Origin of the sequence: Chryseobacterium soli (assembly GCF_000737705.1) — a bacterium.
In the GTDB taxonomy this organism is placed as follows: domain Bacteria; phylum Bacteroidota; class Bacteroidia; order Flavobacteriales; family Weeksellaceae; genus Chryseobacterium; species Chryseobacterium soli.
Map to the genome: position 1 here is coordinate 958,712 of NZ_JPRH01000001.1, position 19,151 is coordinate 977,862.

At 35.8% G+C, this 19,151-nt stretch carries 22 protein-coding genes; 6 read left to right on the top strand and 16 right to left on the bottom strand.

Features of this window, described 5'->3' with window-relative positions; all coding sequences use genetic code 11:
• Together IW15_RS04405 and IW15_RS04410 are read right to left on the bottom strand one after the other, a co-directional pair.
• The gene (locus IW15_RS04405) at positions 1 to 435 is read right to left on the bottom strand and encodes a MarR family winged helix-turn-helix transcriptional regulator (RefSeq protein ID WP_034709551.1); all 435 of its coding nucleotides are present in this window, start codon (positions 433 to 435) and stop codon (positions 1 to 3) included.
• Between the two features lie 28 nt (positions 436 to 463).
• Positions 464 to 1,096, bottom strand: a complete 633-nt coding sequence (locus tag IW15_RS04410) for an NAD(P)H-dependent oxidoreductase (RefSeq protein ID WP_034709866.1) — start codon at positions 1,094 to 1,096, stop codon at positions 464 to 466.
• A 216-nt stretch (positions 1,097 to 1,312) separates the two neighbouring features.
• Between IW15_RS04410 and IW15_RS04415 the strand changes: the two genes are divergently transcribed.
• The gene (locus IW15_RS04415; protein WP_034709552.1) at positions 1,313 to 2,065 is read left to right on the top strand and encodes an SDR family oxidoreductase; all 753 of its coding nucleotides are present in this window, start codon (positions 1,313 to 1,315) and stop codon (positions 2,063 to 2,065) included.
• A gap of 14 nt (positions 2,066 to 2,079) precedes the next feature.
• On the opposite strand, the gene IW15_RS04420 is transcribed toward IW15_RS04415, so the two are convergent.
• The 14 genes from IW15_RS04420 to IW15_RS04485 all read right to left on the bottom strand — a co-directional run bounded on the left by IW15_RS04420 (position 2,080) and on the right by IW15_RS04485 (position 13,480).
• Positions 2,080 to 2,364 (bottom strand): hypothetical protein, encoded by a 285-nt coding sequence (locus IW15_RS04420; protein WP_034709553.1) that lies wholly within the window; start codon positions 2,362 to 2,364, stop codon positions 2,080 to 2,082.
• A 110-nt stretch (positions 2,365 to 2,474) separates the two neighbouring features.
• Positions 2,475 to 3,431 carry a protein-glutamine glutaminase gene (locus IW15_RS04425; RefSeq protein WP_131368497.1) on the bottom strand — a complete coding sequence of 319 codons (957 nt, stop codon included), beginning with the start codon at positions 3,429 to 3,431 and terminating at the stop codon, positions 2,475 to 2,477.
• Positions 3,432 to 3,690: 259 nt separating this feature from the next.
• Positions 3,691 to 4,419, bottom strand: coding sequence for a lipoyl(octanoyl) transferase LipB (gene lipB, locus IW15_RS04430; RefSeq protein ID WP_034709557.1), 729 nt, complete (start codon positions 4,417 to 4,419; stop codon positions 3,691 to 3,693).
• A gap of 79 nt (positions 4,420 to 4,498) precedes the next feature.
• Positions 4,499 to 5,233 (bottom strand): tryptophan synthase subunit alpha, encoded by a 735-nt coding sequence (gene trpA, locus IW15_RS04435; protein ID WP_034709560.1) that lies wholly within the window; start codon positions 5,231 to 5,233, stop codon positions 4,499 to 4,501.
• An 82-nt stretch (positions 5,234 to 5,315) separates the two neighbouring features.
• Positions 5,316 to 6,494, bottom strand: a complete 1,179-nt coding sequence (gene trpB / locus IW15_RS04440; protein ID WP_034709562.1) for a tryptophan synthase subunit beta — start codon at positions 6,492 to 6,494, stop codon at positions 5,316 to 5,318.
• A 6-nt stretch (positions 6,495 to 6,500) separates the two neighbouring features.
• Positions 6,501 to 7,040: a GNAT family protein gene (locus tag IW15_RS04445; protein ID WP_034709564.1), complete on the bottom strand. Its 540-nt coding sequence runs from the start codon at positions 7,038 to 7,040 to the stop codon at positions 6,501 to 6,503.
• Positions 7,024 to 7,548 carry a hypothetical protein gene (locus tag IW15_RS04450; protein ID WP_034709565.1) on the bottom strand — a complete coding sequence of 175 codons (525 nt, stop codon included), beginning with the start codon at positions 7,546 to 7,548 and terminating at the stop codon, positions 7,024 to 7,026. The genes IW15_RS04445 and IW15_RS04450 overlap by 17 nt, the downstream gene beginning before the upstream one ends.
• A 44-nt stretch (positions 7,549 to 7,592) precedes the next feature.
• A complete protein-coding gene (locus IW15_RS04455) occupies positions 7,593 to 8,267 on the bottom strand; it encodes a phosphoribosylanthranilate isomerase (RefSeq protein ID WP_034709566.1) in 675 nt (224 codons plus the stop codon).
• Between the two features lie 2 nt (positions 8,268 to 8,269).
• Positions 8,270 to 9,046 (bottom strand): indole-3-glycerol phosphate synthase TrpC, encoded by a 777-nt coding sequence (gene trpC / locus IW15_RS04460; protein ID WP_034709567.1) that lies wholly within the window; start codon positions 9,044 to 9,046, stop codon positions 8,270 to 8,272.
• A gap of 126 nt (positions 9,047 to 9,172) precedes the next feature.
• Positions 9,173 to 9,517 carry a GIY-YIG nuclease family protein gene (locus tag IW15_RS04465; protein ID WP_034709570.1) on the bottom strand — a complete coding sequence of 115 codons (345 nt, stop codon included), beginning with the start codon at positions 9,515 to 9,517 and terminating at the stop codon, positions 9,173 to 9,175.
• Between the two features lie 93 nt (positions 9,518 to 9,610).
• Entirely contained in the window at positions 9,611 to 10,597 is a 987-nt protein-coding gene (gene trpD / locus IW15_RS04470; RefSeq protein ID WP_034709867.1) for an anthranilate phosphoribosyltransferase, read from the bottom strand.
• Between the two features lie 47 nt (positions 10,598 to 10,644).
• Positions 10,645 to 11,241, bottom strand: coding sequence for an anthranilate synthase component II (locus IW15_RS04475; protein WP_034709572.1), 597 nt, complete (start codon positions 11,239 to 11,241; stop codon positions 10,645 to 10,647).
• Between the two features lie 18 nt (positions 11,242 to 11,259).
• On the bottom strand, positions 11,260 to 12,681 hold the full coding sequence (locus IW15_RS04480; protein ID WP_034709576.1) for an anthranilate synthase component I family protein: 1,422 nt from the start codon (positions 12,679 to 12,681) through the stop codon (positions 11,260 to 11,262).
• A gap of 250 nt (positions 12,682 to 12,931) precedes the next feature.
• Positions 12,932 to 13,480: a hypothetical protein gene (locus tag IW15_RS04485; RefSeq protein WP_228384300.1), complete on the bottom strand. Its 549-nt coding sequence runs from the start codon at positions 13,478 to 13,480 to the stop codon at positions 12,932 to 12,934.
• A gap of 232 nt (positions 13,481 to 13,712) precedes the next feature.
• On the opposite strand from IW15_RS04485, the gene IW15_RS04490 reads away from it, so the two are divergent.
• The 5 genes from IW15_RS04490 to IW15_RS04510 all read left to right on the top strand — a co-directional run bounded on the left by IW15_RS04490 (position 13,713) and on the right by IW15_RS04510 (position 19,045).
• The gene (locus tag IW15_RS04490) at positions 13,713 to 13,931 is read left to right on the top strand and encodes a hypothetical protein (protein WP_034709580.1); all 219 of its coding nucleotides are present in this window, start codon (positions 13,713 to 13,715) and stop codon (positions 13,929 to 13,931) included.
• Positions 13,931 to 14,305: a c-type cytochrome gene (locus tag IW15_RS04495; protein WP_034709581.1), complete on the top strand. Its 375-nt coding sequence runs from the start codon at positions 13,931 to 13,933 to the stop codon at positions 14,303 to 14,305. The genes IW15_RS04490 and IW15_RS04495 overlap by 1 nt, the downstream gene beginning before the upstream one ends.
• 3 nt (positions 14,306 to 14,308) lie before the next feature.
• Positions 14,309 to 15,235, top strand: a complete 927-nt coding sequence (rlmF, locus tag IW15_RS04500; protein ID WP_034709582.1) for a 23S rRNA (adenine(1618)-N(6))-methyltransferase RlmF — start codon at positions 14,309 to 14,311, stop codon at positions 15,233 to 15,235.
• 227 nt (positions 15,236 to 15,462) lie between these two features.
• Positions 15,463 to 17,160: a lysine--tRNA ligase gene (gene lysS, locus IW15_RS04505; protein ID WP_034709583.1), complete on the top strand. Its 1,698-nt coding sequence runs from the start codon at positions 15,463 to 15,465 to the stop codon at positions 17,158 to 17,160.
• Between the two features lie 547 nt (positions 17,161 to 17,707).
• A complete protein-coding gene (locus tag IW15_RS04510) occupies positions 17,708 to 19,045 on the top strand; it encodes a T9SS type A sorting domain-containing protein (protein WP_034709584.1) in 1,338 nt (445 codons plus the stop codon).
• Positions 19,046 to 19,151: the final 106 nt, after the last annotated feature.

The following is a 19,151-nucleotide window of genomic DNA, read 5'->3' on the forward strand; positions in this document are numbered from 1 at the left end:
TTATTTTTTTATTTTGCTTACTATTTTTTGAATGTTTTCTTTCAGTTGTACCAGATCTTCGGGCTCAACATCTATTTTTTCAAGAATTTTACCCGGGATTTCACAAGCTTTTTTCTGCAGTTCTCTCCCTGATTCTGAAAGAAATGCCTCTACCACTCTTTCATCTTCCTTATTTCTTTTCCTTGCGATAAATCCTTTTGCTTCCAGTCTTTTAAGAAGTGGAGTAAGGGTACCGCTGTCGAGGAAAAGCTGATCACCAATATGACTGACGGTAAGACCGTCGTTTTCCCAAAGGACCATCATTACAAGATATTGAGGATAGGTGATATCCAACTCATCAAGAAAAGGACGGTATAATCCGGTGATCTCCTTTGCAATCACATACAACGGAAAACAGATCTGATTTTCTAATTTGGGAGTTTTTAAATTTTCCATAAGAGTAGGGCAAAGCCTTGTACAGACTTTATTTTTTAATAATGAATTCTTCCATAGGAACGCGGACCTTTTTCATCGTAGAAAGCCAGTCTTTTTCCTCATCTCTGTATCCAAGATACAGTAAGCTTACGCTTTTCAATCCTAATTCTTTTAGCCCAAGGATCTGATCCACCACTTCATTACTAAACCCTTCTGCCGGTGTACTGTCGATTTTTAATTCAGCAGCCTGAGCCATCGCTAAACCTAATGAAATGTAAGTCTGGCGGGCAGTGTGTGCAAAATGTTGTTCCGGGGTCTGGGCATTGTACATTTCTTTGATCTTATCGGTGTAACTTCCGAAACGTCCTCTTGGAAGTTCTCTTACATCGGTATGATGATCATATACTTTGTCAATCTTTTCGTTAGAATAATGATCCCAGGCAGCAAATACCAAAACGTGGGAAGAATCTCTCATGACTTCAGGATTTAATGCTCCCTGAACCATTTTTTCCTTTAATTCCTGATTTTCAACTACGATCACACGGAATGGCTGAAGCCCTGAAGAAGTAGGAGCAAGCCTTGCCGCTTCTAAAATAGTATATAAATCTTTTTCTGATACTTTTTTTGTCGGATCATATGCTTTTACCGCATGTCTCCAGTTTAAGTCTTCTAATAATGACATTGTTTTATATTTTTTATTGATATGTAAAATAATTTTCTGAGCATATTTCCCAGATGTAATTAACATGGCAAAGATAGCGCCAAATTAAATTGTGTACAATCTAATTTCGAAAAATACATTTTAGATAAAATCAATAATGATGAAATTCCGCAGGTTTCGGATTTCTAAAAAACAGGGATATTCTAATCTTTGTGGGAGAATTTTAAACAAAAAATTATGCAAAGATTTAAAGACAAATTCGCTTTGATAACGGGCGGAACCAACGGAATGGGCTATGCGGTGGCCCAGCAATTTATTGACGAAGGCGGAAGTGCCATTATTACAGGAAGAACTGAGGAAACCGTCCATCAGGCAGTTAAGCAATTAGGAGATAAAGCTTTTGGAATTGTTTCCAACGCGGGAAATATGAAAGATTTGATGAGCTTACAGGAGGCTGTGAAGCTGTATACAGATACTATTGATCTGGTTTTTGCGAATGCAGGGTATGGAAAATTCACTCCCATTGAAGACGTAAATGAAAATGATTTCGATGAACTGTTCAATGTATTGGTAAAAGGACCTTTTTTTACAGTTCAGCAAATAGTACCCTTGATGAAAAGCGGAGGTTCAGTGGTGTTTAACAGCTCTGTAGCGACTGAAATTGCAATGCCTAACTTTTCTATTTATTCAGCAGCAAAGTCGGCTGTGCAGTCTTTTATTAAAACTTTTGCGACTGAATTAACGGAAAAAGGCATTCGGGTAAATGGTATCAGTCCGGGACACATTAAGACTAATATTTTTAATAATACAGGGCTGAATACGCAGCAGATTGAAGAGGCTGTTCAGAATATTATCCCGACAATCCCTTTTAAAAGACAAGGCGAACCCTCGGAAATAGCTCATGTTGTTCTTTTTCTTGCTTCAGAAGAAGCATCTTATATCCATGGAGCCGAAATAAAAGTAGATGCAGGAATTTCTGTTATAAGATAAACATGGATCAGGAATTATTTACTCTCATTAATCTGCTTGATCATATTCGTGTTATTCTCAATGCCGATATTGAATTTTTTCCCTTTCTGAAGGCTTTGATTAAGTTTCTCCAGCAGGGAAGTATAGGATGCATTTTTTTTCGACAGGTAAAAAACCTGCGGACTTATCCCGATAGATATACGCAGGAATTCCTTCGGATGATCGGGATCTTCCGAAATTTGGCTTATGGTTGCTTTGTTGTACCATGTTAAGTCCTGCAAATTTGCATTAGCCGAATTTCCGGAGCAGGATGTTATCATAAATAAGAATAGTATATAGGTCCATGCTTTCATAAAAAGTAGTATTGATAAACAGCTTCTGCCAATATAAGAATAATAACGGCAGAAGCTGTTTTATAAGTTATAATAAATTAAAAGCCACAGCTTGATACATCAGGAGCCGGTGAAGGAGAACATCCTGACAACAGTGAAAATGTAGTAAGTACACAATTCGTATTGATATAATTATTGTCATACAGTAAAGAACCGGCCGGACTTCTGTAATATACATTTCCAGCAGTGTTCGCATAAGAAGATACGGATGCAGATCCACATGACGTATTGATGCATGCATTTCTCCAGGCAGTATCCGTTACAGGTCCGCTGGCGAAAAGGGAAGGATCAATAATTCTTTTTTCAGTAACTCCCGCAGAATTTTTAAAGCTTACTAATAAAGCTACATGATAACTCCATGCTACACAACAGGTACCGGTAGATGCCTTTAGATTTCCGTATACAAACTGCTTTTCACTGTCGTATCCGTTGTTGATTAAGATCTGTCTCATTTTGTGAGCTCTAGCATAGCATCCGTCTACAGGATATCTGAATGTAATACAAGGTGATGAAGCCGTGGTTGTTCCGCAAGACTGGCTTTTGATCTGTGCAAACAGACTGTTTAATGTAGCCAGATCAGGAATAACACTGGTTAACTTGCTTGTCTCAGTGCGTACTTCCTTAGTTAATGCAGATTTGAAATATGCCACATCTTCCTCAGTTCCTTTTTCAACCTTCGCGATGGTAGTCGTGTTAGGTATGATGTAAACATGGACAGGTGATTCATCTTTTACAGCCTGTCTGATGATGTCGATGTACTTTTGATTTTCCTTGGTGGATTCAATGGTATAAAACTGGGCCGTCACAATGAATGAAACTTTCAGTTTTCCATTTTCATCGTCTATCCCTACCGGAACAGTCTTTCCAATGTCTTTCAAAGCGATATTAGCTTCTTTGCTGGTTAAATTAGGATCCTGATTGGCACTAGAATCCGAGCAGGCTGTAGATGACAAAATCGTCACAAATGCCATCATTGATAAAAAAAAGTTTCTCATGATTATTATATTTAGTGATTAATGGTGTGTTTCTTTGGTTATGGTTTTTTAGGTGTAATGGGAGTTTGCATAAATTTTTTAATGATGTGTTGTTTTTATAATACTTCACTTTTATGTGATATTAAATGTAAATAAAAATTCTATATAAATGATAAAATTTTAGTAAAAAATTAATAAATCCAGTTTTATGAAGGGTCAGAATACATAAAAACCCTACCACTAAAAGCGGCAGGGTTGATATTATTTTTTTAAGTTTCTTTTATGTATTCACTAATTCAGCGCCAAAAACATCTGCAAAATGTTTTCTGATCATTGCTTTCAGGTGATCAACTTCTTCAGGAGTAAGCTCTCTTTCAAGTTCTCTTTTCACCGATGTCACCTGTTTGTCTTTGATTCCGCAGGGAATTATATATTCGAAATACCGCATATCTGTATTTACATTCAAGGCAAAACCGTGAAGTGTTACCCAACGTGAAGCTTTTACTCCCATAGCACAGATCTTTCTGGCGTAAGGTTTTCCTACATCCAACCAGACTCCGGTTTCTCCCGGTGAGCGTTTGCCTTTAAGACCAAATTCCGCAATGGCTCTGATAATGACTTCTTCCAGATTTCTCATGTATAAATGGATATCGGTGAAGAAATTTTCAAGATCCAGAATAGGGTAACCAACGATCTGTCCAAAACCATGATAAGTGATGTCACCACCGCGGTTAACCTTCACGAAAGTAGCATCAATCTCTTTTAATTGATCTATTCCGGCCAGCATATTTTCTTCGTGACCGCTTTTTCCTAACGTATAAACGTGGGGATGCTCCACTAAAAGAAAATGATTGGAGGTGGTATGGTGTTCTTCAGCAGGCAGATTCCGGTTTTGTATTTTGGTATCAATAATCCCTTTCATCAGCTGTTCCTGATAATCCCATGCGGGTTGGTATTCTTTTATCCCTAAATCTTCAAATGCGACTACTTTATTGGGGTTTGTATTCATATGGCAGGTCTGTTTTCTTCAATGGTTATGTGAAATCGTGATTTCATACCATTTTTTTGACATACAAATTTAGTGAATTTTAGCCTTTTATTGAATTAATAAAATCTATGGCCGTATTCTTCCAATCTTTATCTTTCAGCAGGATATTTACGAAAGCTGTTCCGATGATACCGCCGTCTGCTTTTTCGGTAACATTTTCAAAGTCCTGCTTGGACTGTATTCCAAAACCGATCATTACAGGATTCTTTAAAGGAAGAGCTGCCAATCTTGAAAGATAATTTTCATTTTTTAAAACGGCATTGTTATTTCCGGTGGTAGATGAGGAACTTACCGCATACAAAAATCCGGAACTGAGAGAATCCAAATACAGAATTCTGTCGTCAGCTGTTTCAGGAGTCACCAGAAAGGTGAAATTAAGATGATATTTTTCTAAAATTTTCTGACAATTCTTTTCAAATTCAATAGGAGGTAAATCAGGGATAATTAAACCGGAAACTCCGCTTTCGGAACACTCTTTACAGAAATTTTCAAATCCAAAGCTCAAAACAGGATTGATATATCCCATTAAAATAACCGGAATTTTAATTTCATTTTTTATGGATTTTAACTGAGAAAGAAGTTTCTCAATCGTCATTCCGTTCTGTAAAGCCAATTCATGGGCTTTTTGAATTACAGGTCCGTCCGCAACCGGATCAGAATAAGGCATTCCTATTTCCATCATATCTGCCCCGGAATCTTGAATAAGCCGTATAATATCTGCAGTATCTTCCGATTGCGGAATTCCTGCGGTAAAGTATATGTTGAGTTTTTTCATATTGTTGTATTAAGTACGATGTATCATGTACAACGTAAAAAGTATAATAAAGAAAGACATTATACTTTTTACATCCGACATTTTACAAATTTTTTAAATAAGTTTCCATATCCTTGTCCCCACGCCCGCTTAAACAGATGACCACTACATCATTTTCATTGAATTTCTTTTTATCTAAAACTGCCAGAGCATGCGCACTTTCCAACGCCGGAATAATACCTTCCAGTTTGGTAAGTTCAAAAGCAGATCGAAGGGCTTCCTCATCATTGATACTGAAAAATTCAGCTCTTTTTTCTTTAAATAAATGAGCGTGAAACGGGCCAATTCCGGGATAATCCAAACCAGCTGAAATAGAGTGAGGTTCAATAACCTGTCCGTCTTCAGTCTGCATTACGAGGCTTTTACTTCCATGTAAAACACCTAGCGTTCCCAGAAATGTTGTCGCTGCAGATTTACCGGAATCTATGCCCAGGCCGCCTGCTTCAGCAGCAATGATCTTTACATTTTCCTCATTCACAAAATGATAGAATGTTCCCGCTGCATTACTTCCGCCACCTACACAGGCAATCACATAATCCGGAGTTGAACGGCCTGTTTTTTCCTGCAGCTGCTCTCTGATTTCCTTAGAAATAATACTTTGGAATCTTGCGACTAAGTCAGGGAAAGGATGAGGTCCCACTACACTTCCGATCACGTAATGAGTGGTTACAGAGTTGTTGATCCAGTCTCTTAAAGCTTCATTAACAGCATCTTTCAGTGTTTTTGAACCTGAAGTGGCAGGAATGACTTCCGCACCCAGCATTTTCATTCTTGCCACATTCGGAGCCTGCCTCTGAATGTCTATTTCACCCATATAAACGATACATTCCAGTCCCAGTAGTGCACAGGCCGTTGCAGTCGCAACACCGTGTTGTCCGGCTCCTGTTTCTGCAATGATTCTGGTTTTTCCGAGGCGTTTGGCCAGTAATACCTGTCCCAGAGCATTATTGATCTTATGAGCACCGGTATGGTTGAGATCTTCTCTTTTCAGATAAATAGTGGTTCCGTATTTCTTGCTCAGATTTTGGGCAAGATAGAGTGGAGTGGCACGTCCTACATAATCCTTAAGCAGGTTTTGATATTCATGCTGGAAATCTTCAGATTCAATGATTTCAAGATAGTTGTTTTTCAGTTCTTCTACATTCGGATAGAGCATTTCGGGAATGAAGGCACCTCCAAATTCTCCATAATATCCGTGTTCGTCGGGGTTTTTATAATTCATTTCTTTTTATAGTATTAAATAGGCTTTATTAGTAGAATCGAGGTGATTCAGTATTGTTTTTTTCTCCTCGGATGCATTGAAAATTAAAATATCATCATCTTCGCTGCTCATCCATTCGGAATCATTTTTTTCCTGTATTTCTTTTGCTTTGTTATATAAAATAGGGACCTTGCATTTTTCATAAAAAATACGCAATTCAGAGGAGCAGAATCCAATAACATCTCTGTTTTTCTGAACACAATTTTCGAAAAAATATTGAATCAGTTTTTTGCCATATCCTTTATTTTTTTCAGCGGAAACAAGGCCGACAGCTTCTGCAAAATGATATTTTTTACCGGAGATTTCCAGTGTAAAATCAAAGTTTAGCCGGATAAGAGCCTGTATTCCTTCCATGGAATCAAGAAGAACATGAAACTCAGACTGAATGAAAAAAGCACGGAAATCTTTTGATGTCATGGTGCTCCACGCTGAGATATCCCATAATTTCAGAATATTTTGTATTTCAGTTTCCGTTAATTCGTCTGGTTTTTTAATCTGGTAATGCATCCGTTAAATTATTTATAAAAGTCATATTATAATCAAACTGCTGCCTGGTAATCAGTTTTTTCTCATACAGGAGCTTGATTTTATCTGCTACATTCACTAAAGTGTCTTTATCTAATTTTGAATCATACATGGTAACCGCAATCTCAAGATTATCAATTAAAAAATAAGAATCCAGATTTTCGTAGGTAAGGAAAATTTTAGCATAAATGTTTCCAAAATCATACGTTATATTGGCCTTTACCAGAGGATCTAAAAATTTATCAGATATAATAACCAGGTAATAGCTGTTCCATAAATTAATCGTTTTGAAAAAATACTCGATATCAGTTTCATTATAAATTTTAATAATATTAATGAATTGAGATAATAATCCGTCTATTTCCCAATGTTTGACTTTATTCTCATTTTGAGAGACAAAATTGTATAAGGTTTGGATTCTTTCATTTTCAAATTTTGGTGGAAATAATGTTTTATAAAATGTTTTTTTTAGTTGGTGTATATTCATCATTGTCAGTCTACGTTTTTGCGAAAAGTCATTTTACATACTTTTCATTATCGAAAATTGTGTTTGAATTTTTTTATTTTGTCTACGTCTTTTACTCCTGCTTTTATTTCAAATTTCGAATTGATATCTAATGCAAAAGGCTGTTGTCTTAGGTTTTTTACATGTTCCACATTATCTTCTGAAATACCGCCACTTAAAAAATAGGGAACCGGCATTTCAAATTCATTCAGAACATTCCAGTCGAATTGTTTTCCTGTTCCGCCGAAATCTTTTGAATCAGTATCAAAAAGGTAATAATCAATGCCAGATGATTGATGGTTAATGTTTTTTTCAATCATACGGATCACTTCCTGCTTTTCACTTCCTATTCTGATTACTTTGATCAATTGAACGCTGGAATCCAGTTTTTCTTTTAATTCATCAATAAAAATTTCATTTTCATCGCCGTGAAGCTGAACAAAATTTAGATTGGCTTTTTGAACGATTTCTGTGATGGTATGAAGATCTTCATTAACAAAAACACCCACTTTTCCCTGATGGTCAATGGTTGACAGATCTTCCGCATGCAGATGATTCAATACATATCTTGGTGATTTCTTATAAAAGATAAATCCAAGCAAATCCGTACCCATAGAAATTAATTCCTGGACCTGATCGAGCTGGGTCAACCCACATACCTTTAATTTAGGTGATTTTGCATGGATTATCTGTTGTGGTTTCATATCTATATTGCTTTGCTTGTGAATTCTTCAAATGCTTGGGCAGGATCTGTATTTTTCATAAAATATTCGCCCATCAGAAAACCGTTAAATCCCTTTTCTTTTAAATAATGGAAGTCTTCCAGAGAATAAATTCCACTTTCAGCAACAGATAAAGTATTCTTCGGAAGTTTGTTTTTCAATTGAATAGAATGCTGGAGGTCAACTTTGAAATCTTTTAAATTCCTGTTGTTGATTCCCACCAGATCTATTTCGGAATGATAATGAGCAAGCTCTTCTTCGGTATGGATCTCCAGTAAAACTTCCATCCCCAATTCATGAGAAAGCGCGGTAAACTCCTTAACCTGGCCAGGAGAAAGGCAGGCGGCAATTAATAAAACCGCATCAGCACCCATGCTTTTTGCTTCATAAAACTGATATTCATCCACCATGAAATCTTTTCGAAGAATAGGAATACTGATCTCTTTCCGAACAGTGATAATGTCTTCAAAGCTTCCCCCGAAAAAATCTTTGTCAGTGAGAATGGAGATTCCGCTTGCCCCGAAGTTTTCATATGCTTTTGCCACCTCCAAAGGGGAAACCGTATTATTAATGATTCCTTTTGATGGGGATTGTCTTTTAAATTCAGCGATGATCCCAGTCTTATTTTGTATAGATTCTTGTAAAGAGAATTTTTTTTTGTCAAAAAACTCCGAACCTTTTAATTGCTCAACAGAGATTTTTGACTTCGAAAAAGCAATTTCTTCTTTTTTCCTTTCTATAATAGTGTCTAATATTGTCATTGAAGTGTTCTTTTATTAAAATATATCCACTGTCATTTCGAATGTAATGAAGTGAGAAATCTTTATTGTGTTTTTCTTTAAGATTCTTCACTTCGCGTTGCTTCGTTCTGAATGACATTTGCACTGTCATTTCGAACGTAATGAAATGTAGTGAGAAATCTTTTCTATCGTTTCATTTAAAAAGTCCCAGCTTGGATTAAAATTATTTATAAGTTTTTCTTTTTTCATTCTCGAATATCCTTTTATCTGTTTTTCTCGAATAATTGACTGCTCTATATCTTGTGAATGCTCATAATAGACAAGATAAAAACATTTATATTTTGTGGTAAAATGGATTTTACTTTCAATCTCCGGATTTAAATGCCAATACAATCTTGATTTTAGATCATTAGTTACTCCTGTATATAGTACAGTTCTGTTCTTATTTGTCAGGATATAAACATAATAATTATGAGCTGCTGCTATTTTCATGATATAAATTTTATCATATAATGAATAAGATTCTTCACTTCGTGTTACCTCGTTCTGAATGACATTTATCGATTTTTTTGAGGAACATCATTATCAATGAAGTAGTGCTTCAAGGCTTTTTAAAGCTTTTCCGCTTTCTAAACTCTCCTGTGCCATCAGCAGGCAGTCATCATAACTTCCGAATTTATGGGTGTGATAAAGCGCAACCGCTGCATTCGCTTGTACCACAGAGTTTTGCTGTACTGTTCCTTTTCCTTCCAGGATATTCCGGAATATTTTTGCGGATTCCTGAGGGGTTTCTCCTGCTTCAATACTTTTATGGCTTACAGGATCAAAACCAAGATCTTCGGCAGAATAAATTTCTTCGCCCTTTTTTGTAATAATCTTGCTGTCGTGGGTAAGACTTATCTCATCATATCCGTCCAGTCCGTGAACCAAAATGAAGTCTCTGTCGTCTTTTTGTAACAAATATTGATAGATCCGGGCAATTTCAAGGTTATAGACTCCAATTACTGAAAATTGCGGTTTTGCAGGATTTACCAACGGGCCTAACAGGTTGAAAAATGTTCTTAATCCCAGAGATCTTCTCAATAAACCGACAGATTGGAGGGCTGGGTGAAAATAAGGCGCATGCAAAAAGCAGATATTGGCTTTTTCCAGTTCTTCATTCAGCTGGTCGGAATCATTTTTAAACTGATACCCCAACTCTTCCAAAACATTGGATGAACCTGTAATGGTTGAGGCTCCATAATTTCCGTGTTTGGTTACTTTCTGTCCTGCTCCCGCCACTACAAAACTAGCCAGCGTTGAAATGTTGATGGTATTTTTGCCATCTCCTCCGGTTCCTACAATGTCCAGTGCATCAGCGACATCTAATTGTACGGAAACAGCCATTTGCAGCAAGGCTTCCCTGAAACCTTCCAGTTCTTTCAGGGTAATGCTTCGCATCAGGAAAATACTGATGAAAGCCGTTACTTCTGTCGCGTTGAACTTATTCTGCGCGATCTCAATCATAATAGCCTTAGCCTCAGATTTGGATAAGGTATGATGATTAAACAGGTATTCCAGAATTTCTTTCATTTGAGGAGTTTTTATAGTGGTTGAGGGTGTTTGCATGAGGTTGGAATTTAATGTAAAAGGAAATTTCTAATAATCACTTCTCCTTCAGGAGTCAAAATACTTTCGGGGTGGAACTGAACGCCATGTACGTCATAAGTTTTATGTTGCAGAGCCATGATCATTCCGTCTTTGTCAACAGCGGTAATTTCCAGTGCTGCAGGGAAATCCTCACGGCTGACCGCCCAGCTGTGATATCTGCCGGCTTCAAAGCCACTTGACAAATTGCTAAAAAGTTTAGTGTCGTCTTTTACCAGTTCAGTGGAGGTTGCCACTCCATGGAAGATCTCAGAAAGATTAATCAGACTTCCTCCAAAAGCTTCAGCAATCGCCTGTTGTCCCAGACATACACCCAATATACTTTTGGTGGGTGCATATTTCTTGATAAGATCTAATAATATACCAGCTTCCTCAGGAATTCCGGGGCCTGGAGATAGTATTATTTTGTCGTATTGATCAACTTCTTCCAAGGTGATTTTATCATTTCTTACGACATCTACCTTTTGATTCAGAATTCTTTCAATGATCTGAACAAGGTTGTAAGTAAAACTGTCATAATTGTCGAAAACTAAGACTTTGGATGCTGATGGTTCTATCGTATTTTTCATTTCTTGCTGCTTTGTGTATTAGTATCCTATTTTTTCTGCTTTTTCTACGGCTTTTTTAAGCGCGTTGAGCTTATTATTCACTTCCTGCAGTTCACTTTCCGGATTTGATTTGGCAACTATTCCTGCACCAGCCTGGTAATACAGCGTGTTATTTTTACTTAAAAAAGTTCTGATCATAATAGCCTGGTTGCATGTGCCGTTCAGTCCTATCATCCCGATACATCCGCCATAATACCCACGGGAATCTTTTTCGTATTGATTAATCAGCTGAAGGGCTTTGTGTTTCGGTGCTCCGCTTAACGTTCCCTGAGGGAAAGTCGCTGAAACCATTTCTAAAGGATTGATATCTTCCGGAAGATCTGCCGTCACTTCACTTACCATGTGGATGACATGAGAGAAAAGCTGGATCTCTTTCAGTTTGGTAACCGTTACATTTTTTCCCAGTTTTCCCAGATCATTTCTTGCCAGATCTACCAGCATTGTATGTTCTGCATTTTCTTTAGGATCATGTTTTAAAGCTTCTGCCGCCTGAAGATCGGTTTCCAGATGTCCCGTTCTTTTGAATGTTCCCGCAATTGGGTGGATAACAGCCTGGTTGTTTTTAATGATTAACTGGCTTTCAGGGCTGGAACCGAATAATTTGTAATTTCCATAATCAAAAAAGAAAAGATAAGGAGAAGGGTTGATGTTTCTCAAAGCACGGTAAACATTGAATTCATCACCCTGGAACTTTTGCTCAAACCTTCTGCTCAGCACCAGTTGGAAAACATCCCCTCGCATACAGTGCTTCTGTGCAGTTTTTACCAGTTCAATATACTCTTCATCAGTAATATTGGAGGTTTCATCACCTGTTTTTTCAAATGGGTAGATCACCGAATTTTTATTCTTAATTAAATTTTCCAGAAGATGAAGATCGGATTTCACCCCTTCCATTTGGTTTTCAATAATGTGCATTTCGTCATTATAATGATTAATGGCAATGACGTACTGGTATAATCTGTACCGAAGGATTGGGATTTCTACTTCCGGGCTCTGTGCTTTTAATGTGACATTTTCAAAGAACTGTACTGCTTCAAAGCTGGTGTATCCAAAAAGGCTTTGGGCAGTTTCTTCAATGGGATCATTGGTCTTTTCGCACTCAAACATATTGCTGAACTCTGCAAATACATCTGTAATGGTATTATCAATGATAAACTGTTTAACCGGTTCAGAATTGGGTAGTTTTATTTCAAATTCCTTAAGGTTTTTAATTTCAATTCCTGCCACAGCATTGATCGCGATGAAAGAAAAATTGTTATCAATATTTTTAGAATCCGAGCTTTCCAAAAGAATTGTATCTCTGAATTTATCGCGGATCTGAAGGTAAATATTCATCGGAGTCTGCAAGTCTCCCAATGTTTTCTTTGATACTGTTTTTATTTTTATTTTCTGATTAAGCATTTGCTGTTTATTTTTTGTTGATGGTACATAATGAAAAAGGCTCTGACGGTATCCGTCAAAGCCTTTATATATTATTGTTAATTATTTGTATTGCAAAATTAGCAACGTGACAATAACTCCAGACCCGACGAAGAGTTTGAAAGCCACCACCATGTATTGTTGCTCATTGTAAACATGTGACAAATGTAGAAAAATTTTTATGATAAAAACAAATAAAAATACCACTTAAAAAAACTTAAAGCTGGAATCATTATTTCAGCTGTGACAATTCTTTTCTTAATTCTTCAATTTTTATTTTGTTTTCTGCCTTCTCATTGAACCTGTTGTATTCCTCCAAAGCTTCAATATATTCCTGAATGAATTTTTTATTGGTTTTGTCTGTTTCATATTTGATTCTTGCAGATTCTACAGGGGCCTTTTTTTCGTATTCCAACAGCACTTTTCCTTCTTCAGACTGGTAGTAAAGAATCACAATGTTTTTCTCATATCCCGGAATATACTTTACCGGAAACGCTTTTTCTACCTGCGGAATTCTGATGGCATTTTCGAGAGGGTAGATGGCTGCTGTTGTAGTTGAAAAAAAAGTGTCTACATATGTTCCATCCTGTTTCTTTACAATAGCTTCATAATCATGAATATACCGCTCATTCAGTGTGGAATTTGTTTCAGTATCAGATGTTATAATTGCTGTGCTTTCAACTCCATATGTGTTCAGGAACCATGCGTTTAAATATTCACCGGCCAATCCGTTCAGAATAGCCAGCGGAATAATAGGAATGAGTAGCCAGACCTTTTTCATTATCTTAAAAAGCAGCCCAAAAAATACAAAAAGAATAATCGTTGTATAAAAACCATGATGACTGGTGAAAAACAGTATTTTAGAAAGTATTATCATCGTTTAAATTTAAAATTTCTTTGCTAATAATAAACAATAATCTTAAAATTTCCTGAAAATGTAGGTAAAGTGGTCAGATATCATTATTTCAACCATTTATTTTTTATATTTTTGCTTAAATTTTATAGAAAAAATAATGAAAAAAGTATTAGCAATTGCATTTATCGGAAGTTTATTTGTTGTAAACTGTTCTAAAAAACCAGATCATACATTGCAAGACAGCAACACCATGCTTGAAGAGCCAGCAGCACCTACTGTAGCAGATTCTTCAGCAAAACCTGCAGCACCGGTAGCTGCGACTCCCGTAACGCCTGCTCCTGAAGCTGCTAAAACAGATTCTACAGCAAAAAAATAATGAAAAAATTCCTTTTGGCAGGAGCGTTAGGTCTTTTGATCTTTTCCTGTTCTAAAAAAGAAAATACGGCAGTGGAATCCACATCTTCTGAAACGCAATCTGTTTCAAAACCTGAGGCATCAAACCTTTCAGGTGATCAGATTATCGCGACATTAGACTGTTCGGGATGTCACTCTGCCAGCGAGAGAATGATAGGACCTTCTTATAAGGAAATCGCAGAGAAATATTCGGAAAAAGATATTGACCTGCTGGCTTCCAAAATTATAGAAGGCGGAAGTGGAGTTTGGGGAAGTGTTCCTATGGCCGCCCATCCTCAGGTATCTCAAGAAGATGCAAAAAAAATGGTAGCCTATATTTTAAGTCAGAAAAAATAAAATATGACTATCGAAAAGTCCAGTCTGCACACAAGAAATCTGCATCGTAATCCGTATGATTTTGATCAGCTTATTTCTTGTGTGCCGGAACTGAAGCAGTATGTTTTTGTGAATGCCTATCAAACGGTGACAATTAATTTCAGCCTTCCAAAGGCTGTAAAACTGCTTAATAAAGCCCTGTTGCTGCATTTTTATAATGTACAGGACTGGGATATTCCTGATTCTAACCTTTGTCCTCCCATTCCGGGGCGGGCGGATTATGTACATTATATTGCCGATTTACTGGCTGAACACCATAAAGATGTCCCGACAGGAACTTCTGTAACGGGGTTGGATATTGGAGTAGGAGCCAATCTTGTGTATCCTTTAATTGCTCACCAATCCTATGGATGGACTATGCTGGGAACAGATATCAACCGGAATTCCCTGGAGAATGCAAGACATATTTTACAGCATAATCCGGATATATCTTCGAATATTCAATTAAAGCAGCAGCCTGATCCGGCTCATATCTTTAAAAACATTATTGGCAGTACAGATCGGTTCACATTTTCAATGTGCAATCCTCCTTTTCATGACTCTGAAGAGTCTGCCATAAAGGGAAATATTAGGAAAACAAAGAATCTTAATAAATCAAAAACTCAGAAAGCTCATCTTAATTTTGGTGGCCAGCAATCCGAATTATGGTGTGAAGGAGGCGAATTGGCCTTTATCACAAAAATGATTCATGAAAGTGCTTTGTATTCATCACAGGTACTTTGGTTTACCTGTTTGGTTTCTAAAAAAGATCATCTGCATCCACTGACTGCACTTTTAAAGAAAGTTAAAGCGATAGAGTTCAAAACTATTGATATGGCGCAAGGCCAGAAAATAAGCAGAATATTAGCCTGGACCTTTATTCCTGAGCAAGATCGGAAGATTGTTATGTAAAGTGAAAAATGAATTTGCTTCGCAAGTGAATGGTGGATTGATAACGATATAAACAAATTCACAATTGACAATTAAACTGTTAATAATTCGGGCTGATAATTTCACGGCGAAGCCAATTGACACTTCACAATTGACATTCTTCTCCTACATTTAATAAATTTCTGAGAAAAGGCATTGACCATCAATTCAAAAATCACTAATTTTGCACGTTATTTTAAATAGATACAATGCAATTATCAGAACAAGAAATCATTAGACGAGAAAAGCTGACCAAGCTTGGAGAAATGGGAATAAATGCATTCCCTGCGGATGAGTATACAATTACAGACACTACTGAGTCTATAAAACAGGATTTCTCTGAAAATAAACAGGTGAAGATCGCTGGTAGATTGATGTCCCGCAGAATTCAAGGGAAGGCTTCTTTTGCTGAATTGCAGGATTCTACAGGTAAAATTCAGGTATATTTTAATAGAGATGAGATCTGTACAGGTGAAGACAAAACTTTGTATAATGAAGTTTACAAACACCTTTTAGATATAGGAGATATTATTGGTATTGAAGGTGATTTATTCACAACACAGGTTGGAGAGAAAACAGTGTTGGTTAAGAACTTCACCCTGCTTACAAAAGCATTACGTCCGCTTCCTCAGGCAAAAACTGATGAAAATGGAGTTGTGCATGATGCCTTTAATGATGCTGAACTAAGATACAGACAGCGTTATGTAGATTTAACAGTAAACCCTCATATCAAAGAAATTTTCGTAAAAAGAACAAAATTGTTCAATGCGATGAGAACTTTCTTTAATACTGCAGGATATTTTGAGGTGGAAACACCTATTCTACAGTCAATTCCAGGTGGAGCAGCGGCAAGACCATTTATAACGCATCATAATGCGTTGGATATTCCATTATATTTAAGAATTGCCAACGAATTATATCTGAAAAGATTGATCGTGGGAGGTTTTGACGGAGTGTATGAGTTCTCTAAAAACTTCAGAAATGAAGGGATGGACAGAACCCATAACCCGGAATTTACCGCTATGGAAATTTATGTAGCTTATAAAGACTACAACTGGATGATGGATTTTACTGAAAAGTTATTGGAATTCTGTGCAACCCAGGTGAACGGAAATGCTGAATCTACTTTCGGGGAACATCAGATCAGCTGGAAAGCTCCATATCCAAGAGTTTCAATGACAGAAGCTATCCAAAAATTCACAGGTTTTGATATCACTGGAAAAACTGAGCAGGAATTGTTTGATTTTGCCAAGTCAATCGGAATTGAAGTGAATGAAACGATGGGTAAAGGAAAACTGATAGATGAGATCTTCGGTGAAAAATGTGAAGGAAACTTCATTCAACCGACCTTCATTACGGATTATCCGATTGAAATGTCACCTTTAACTAAAAAACATAGAAGTAAAGAAGGCCTTACTGAGCGTTTTGAATTAATGGTTTGCGGAAAAGAAATTGCAAATGCGTATTCAGAGCTTAATGATCCGATCGATCAGAGAGAGCGTTTTGAGGAACAGCTGAAACTGGCTGAGAAGGGAGATGATGAAGCAGGACAGTTTATTGATGAAGATTTCCTTAGAGCGTTGGAGTACGGAATGCCGCCAACATCAGGATTAGGAATCGGAATGGACAGATTAATTATGTTCCTTACGAATAATGCATCTATCCAGGAAGTATTATTTTTCCCTCAGATGAGACCGGAAAAAGCAGTGGCTCAAATTGAATTGGGAGAGGATGAAAAAGCAATTCTTGATATTTTAAAATCAGGTGACCAGCTTTCTCTAAATGATGTTAAGACGGCAAGTAAGCTTTCAGGGAAGAAATGGGATAAGGCTTCTAAGACTTTAACTAAGAATAATTTGGTAAAAGTGGAGAAGATTGATGATATTCTTATGATTAAGCTAACATAAAATAAAAAATATCTAGACAAAAAAAAGCGAACTTAACGTTCGCTTTTTTTTGTCTAGATATTTGAGGATTAACTTAGAATGATCTTTAATGAAAATATCAGCTTTAATAAGAAATATTTATCTATTAGGATTTTAATATTAATTTTTTATTATCAATACAATTTTGCAGGCAATGAGTTTTTATAGGGGCCAATACTTATGTATTTCATATAAATGACAGAATTATCAATTGTTATAATATTGAGGGGAATAACACACATAATAACATAATGCCTAATCAGCAATTTCTAAAAGATTGACTAGAAATTTAACTTTTTAGAAAATGAAAAAGTTAAAAATACAGATACTCATTGATGTTTTTTTAATGGGATAATTAGTTGTTTTAAACAGTTTTTATTAGTGCAGAAATGAAATTTAATGTGAAATAAAGAAAAGTCGTTAAGGGAAAATTGGTTAGAAATCGTTTTATAATAAAGTTACCATAATATTTTGAAAAGAAATACTATATTTATACAAATTTTCTAGAGAGGATAAAAAAACAAACTTTATGAAACTACTTTATCTTTTTATTTTCCTTTTAGTAATTAGTATTAAAAGTCAATTTTATGTAACTTCTGATCCAAATTATATTGGAGGCCCTACTGGTTGGGAGACATTTCCATATCTATTTACACCAAATGGAAATACTCTATTGTCAACTGGAGGGTTAAATCTGAAAAAAAAAACTCAGGACGGAAGCTATGACTTGAGTTTTGGAGTTAATGGATCCATTCCGATTCCGGTAGCCAATTTTGAACCTGGAAAAACTCTTGTTGCTAATGATCAAAATATTTATATATTTTGGAATCTATCGTCCCCAAATCTAGGTCGTACTATAAATAAATATGATTCAAATGGAGTTTTGGACTTGTCTTACGGTGTTAATGGTACTGTGACAATAAATTATCCAATTGAAAAAGCATTTATTGATAATAATTCAAATTTGTATCTTCAAGATTTATCAGGTAAAATAAAGAAACTGCTGTCTAATGGGCAAACTGATAACAATTTCAACTTTAATACTGCTACTTCAATTATAAGACTCTCTAATAATTATTTATACATAGGTAATGTGGCTGGAAGCTCCAGACTTGATTTTAATGGTAACATAGATACAACATATGGTAATCCAACTGCGCTTTTAGGAACATTCTATTTGAATAAAAATACTGATGAAATTATTACTTTTTCTATTGATAATGTTTCATCTACAATGACAATTAAGAAGTATACTTCTAATGGGTTAATCGATACTAATTTTGGAATAAATGGAGTAAAAACTATAACAGAATTTATAAAGCCAAGTTTTTATACTGCTGATTTTGATTCAGATGGAAATATCGTTTTTTTTGGAGGAAAAATGATTGGTGGTAGTCCTGGAAATTATCCTGATATGAAAATTATTATGAGACTAAAGTCTAATGGTGCTGAAGATTATACTTTTAATAATAATTCTTTCTACTATACAAAAGATAATACCGGATTTATAATTGATGCTAAAATAGTACCAGGAAATAAGTTTCTGATTATAAATAAATATCGATATACAATGGGATCATATAAAACATATTTGTCAAGGTATATTAGAACTGCAGTGCTAAGTACATCAGAAATAGATAAAGCAGGGAAACTATCTATTTATCCTAATCCGGTTCAGGATGAATTCAATATACAATTATATAATAATGAAAAGTTGGAGTCAGTAGAAATTTTTGATATGGTGGGAAGATCAATAGTAAAAACATTTGTTCTGAAAAATAACGTAGCCAATCTTACAAAAGGAACTTATCTGTTGCTAATAAAGACAAACAAAAAAAGCTATCAGACAAAGTTCATTAAAGATTAATTTGTAGACTTGATATCATTGGCTAACAATTATAATATTTAATCTTAAAAAGAAACTGATGTAGAATTCTACATCAGTTTCTTTATATTTAGAAGTTATGAAACTT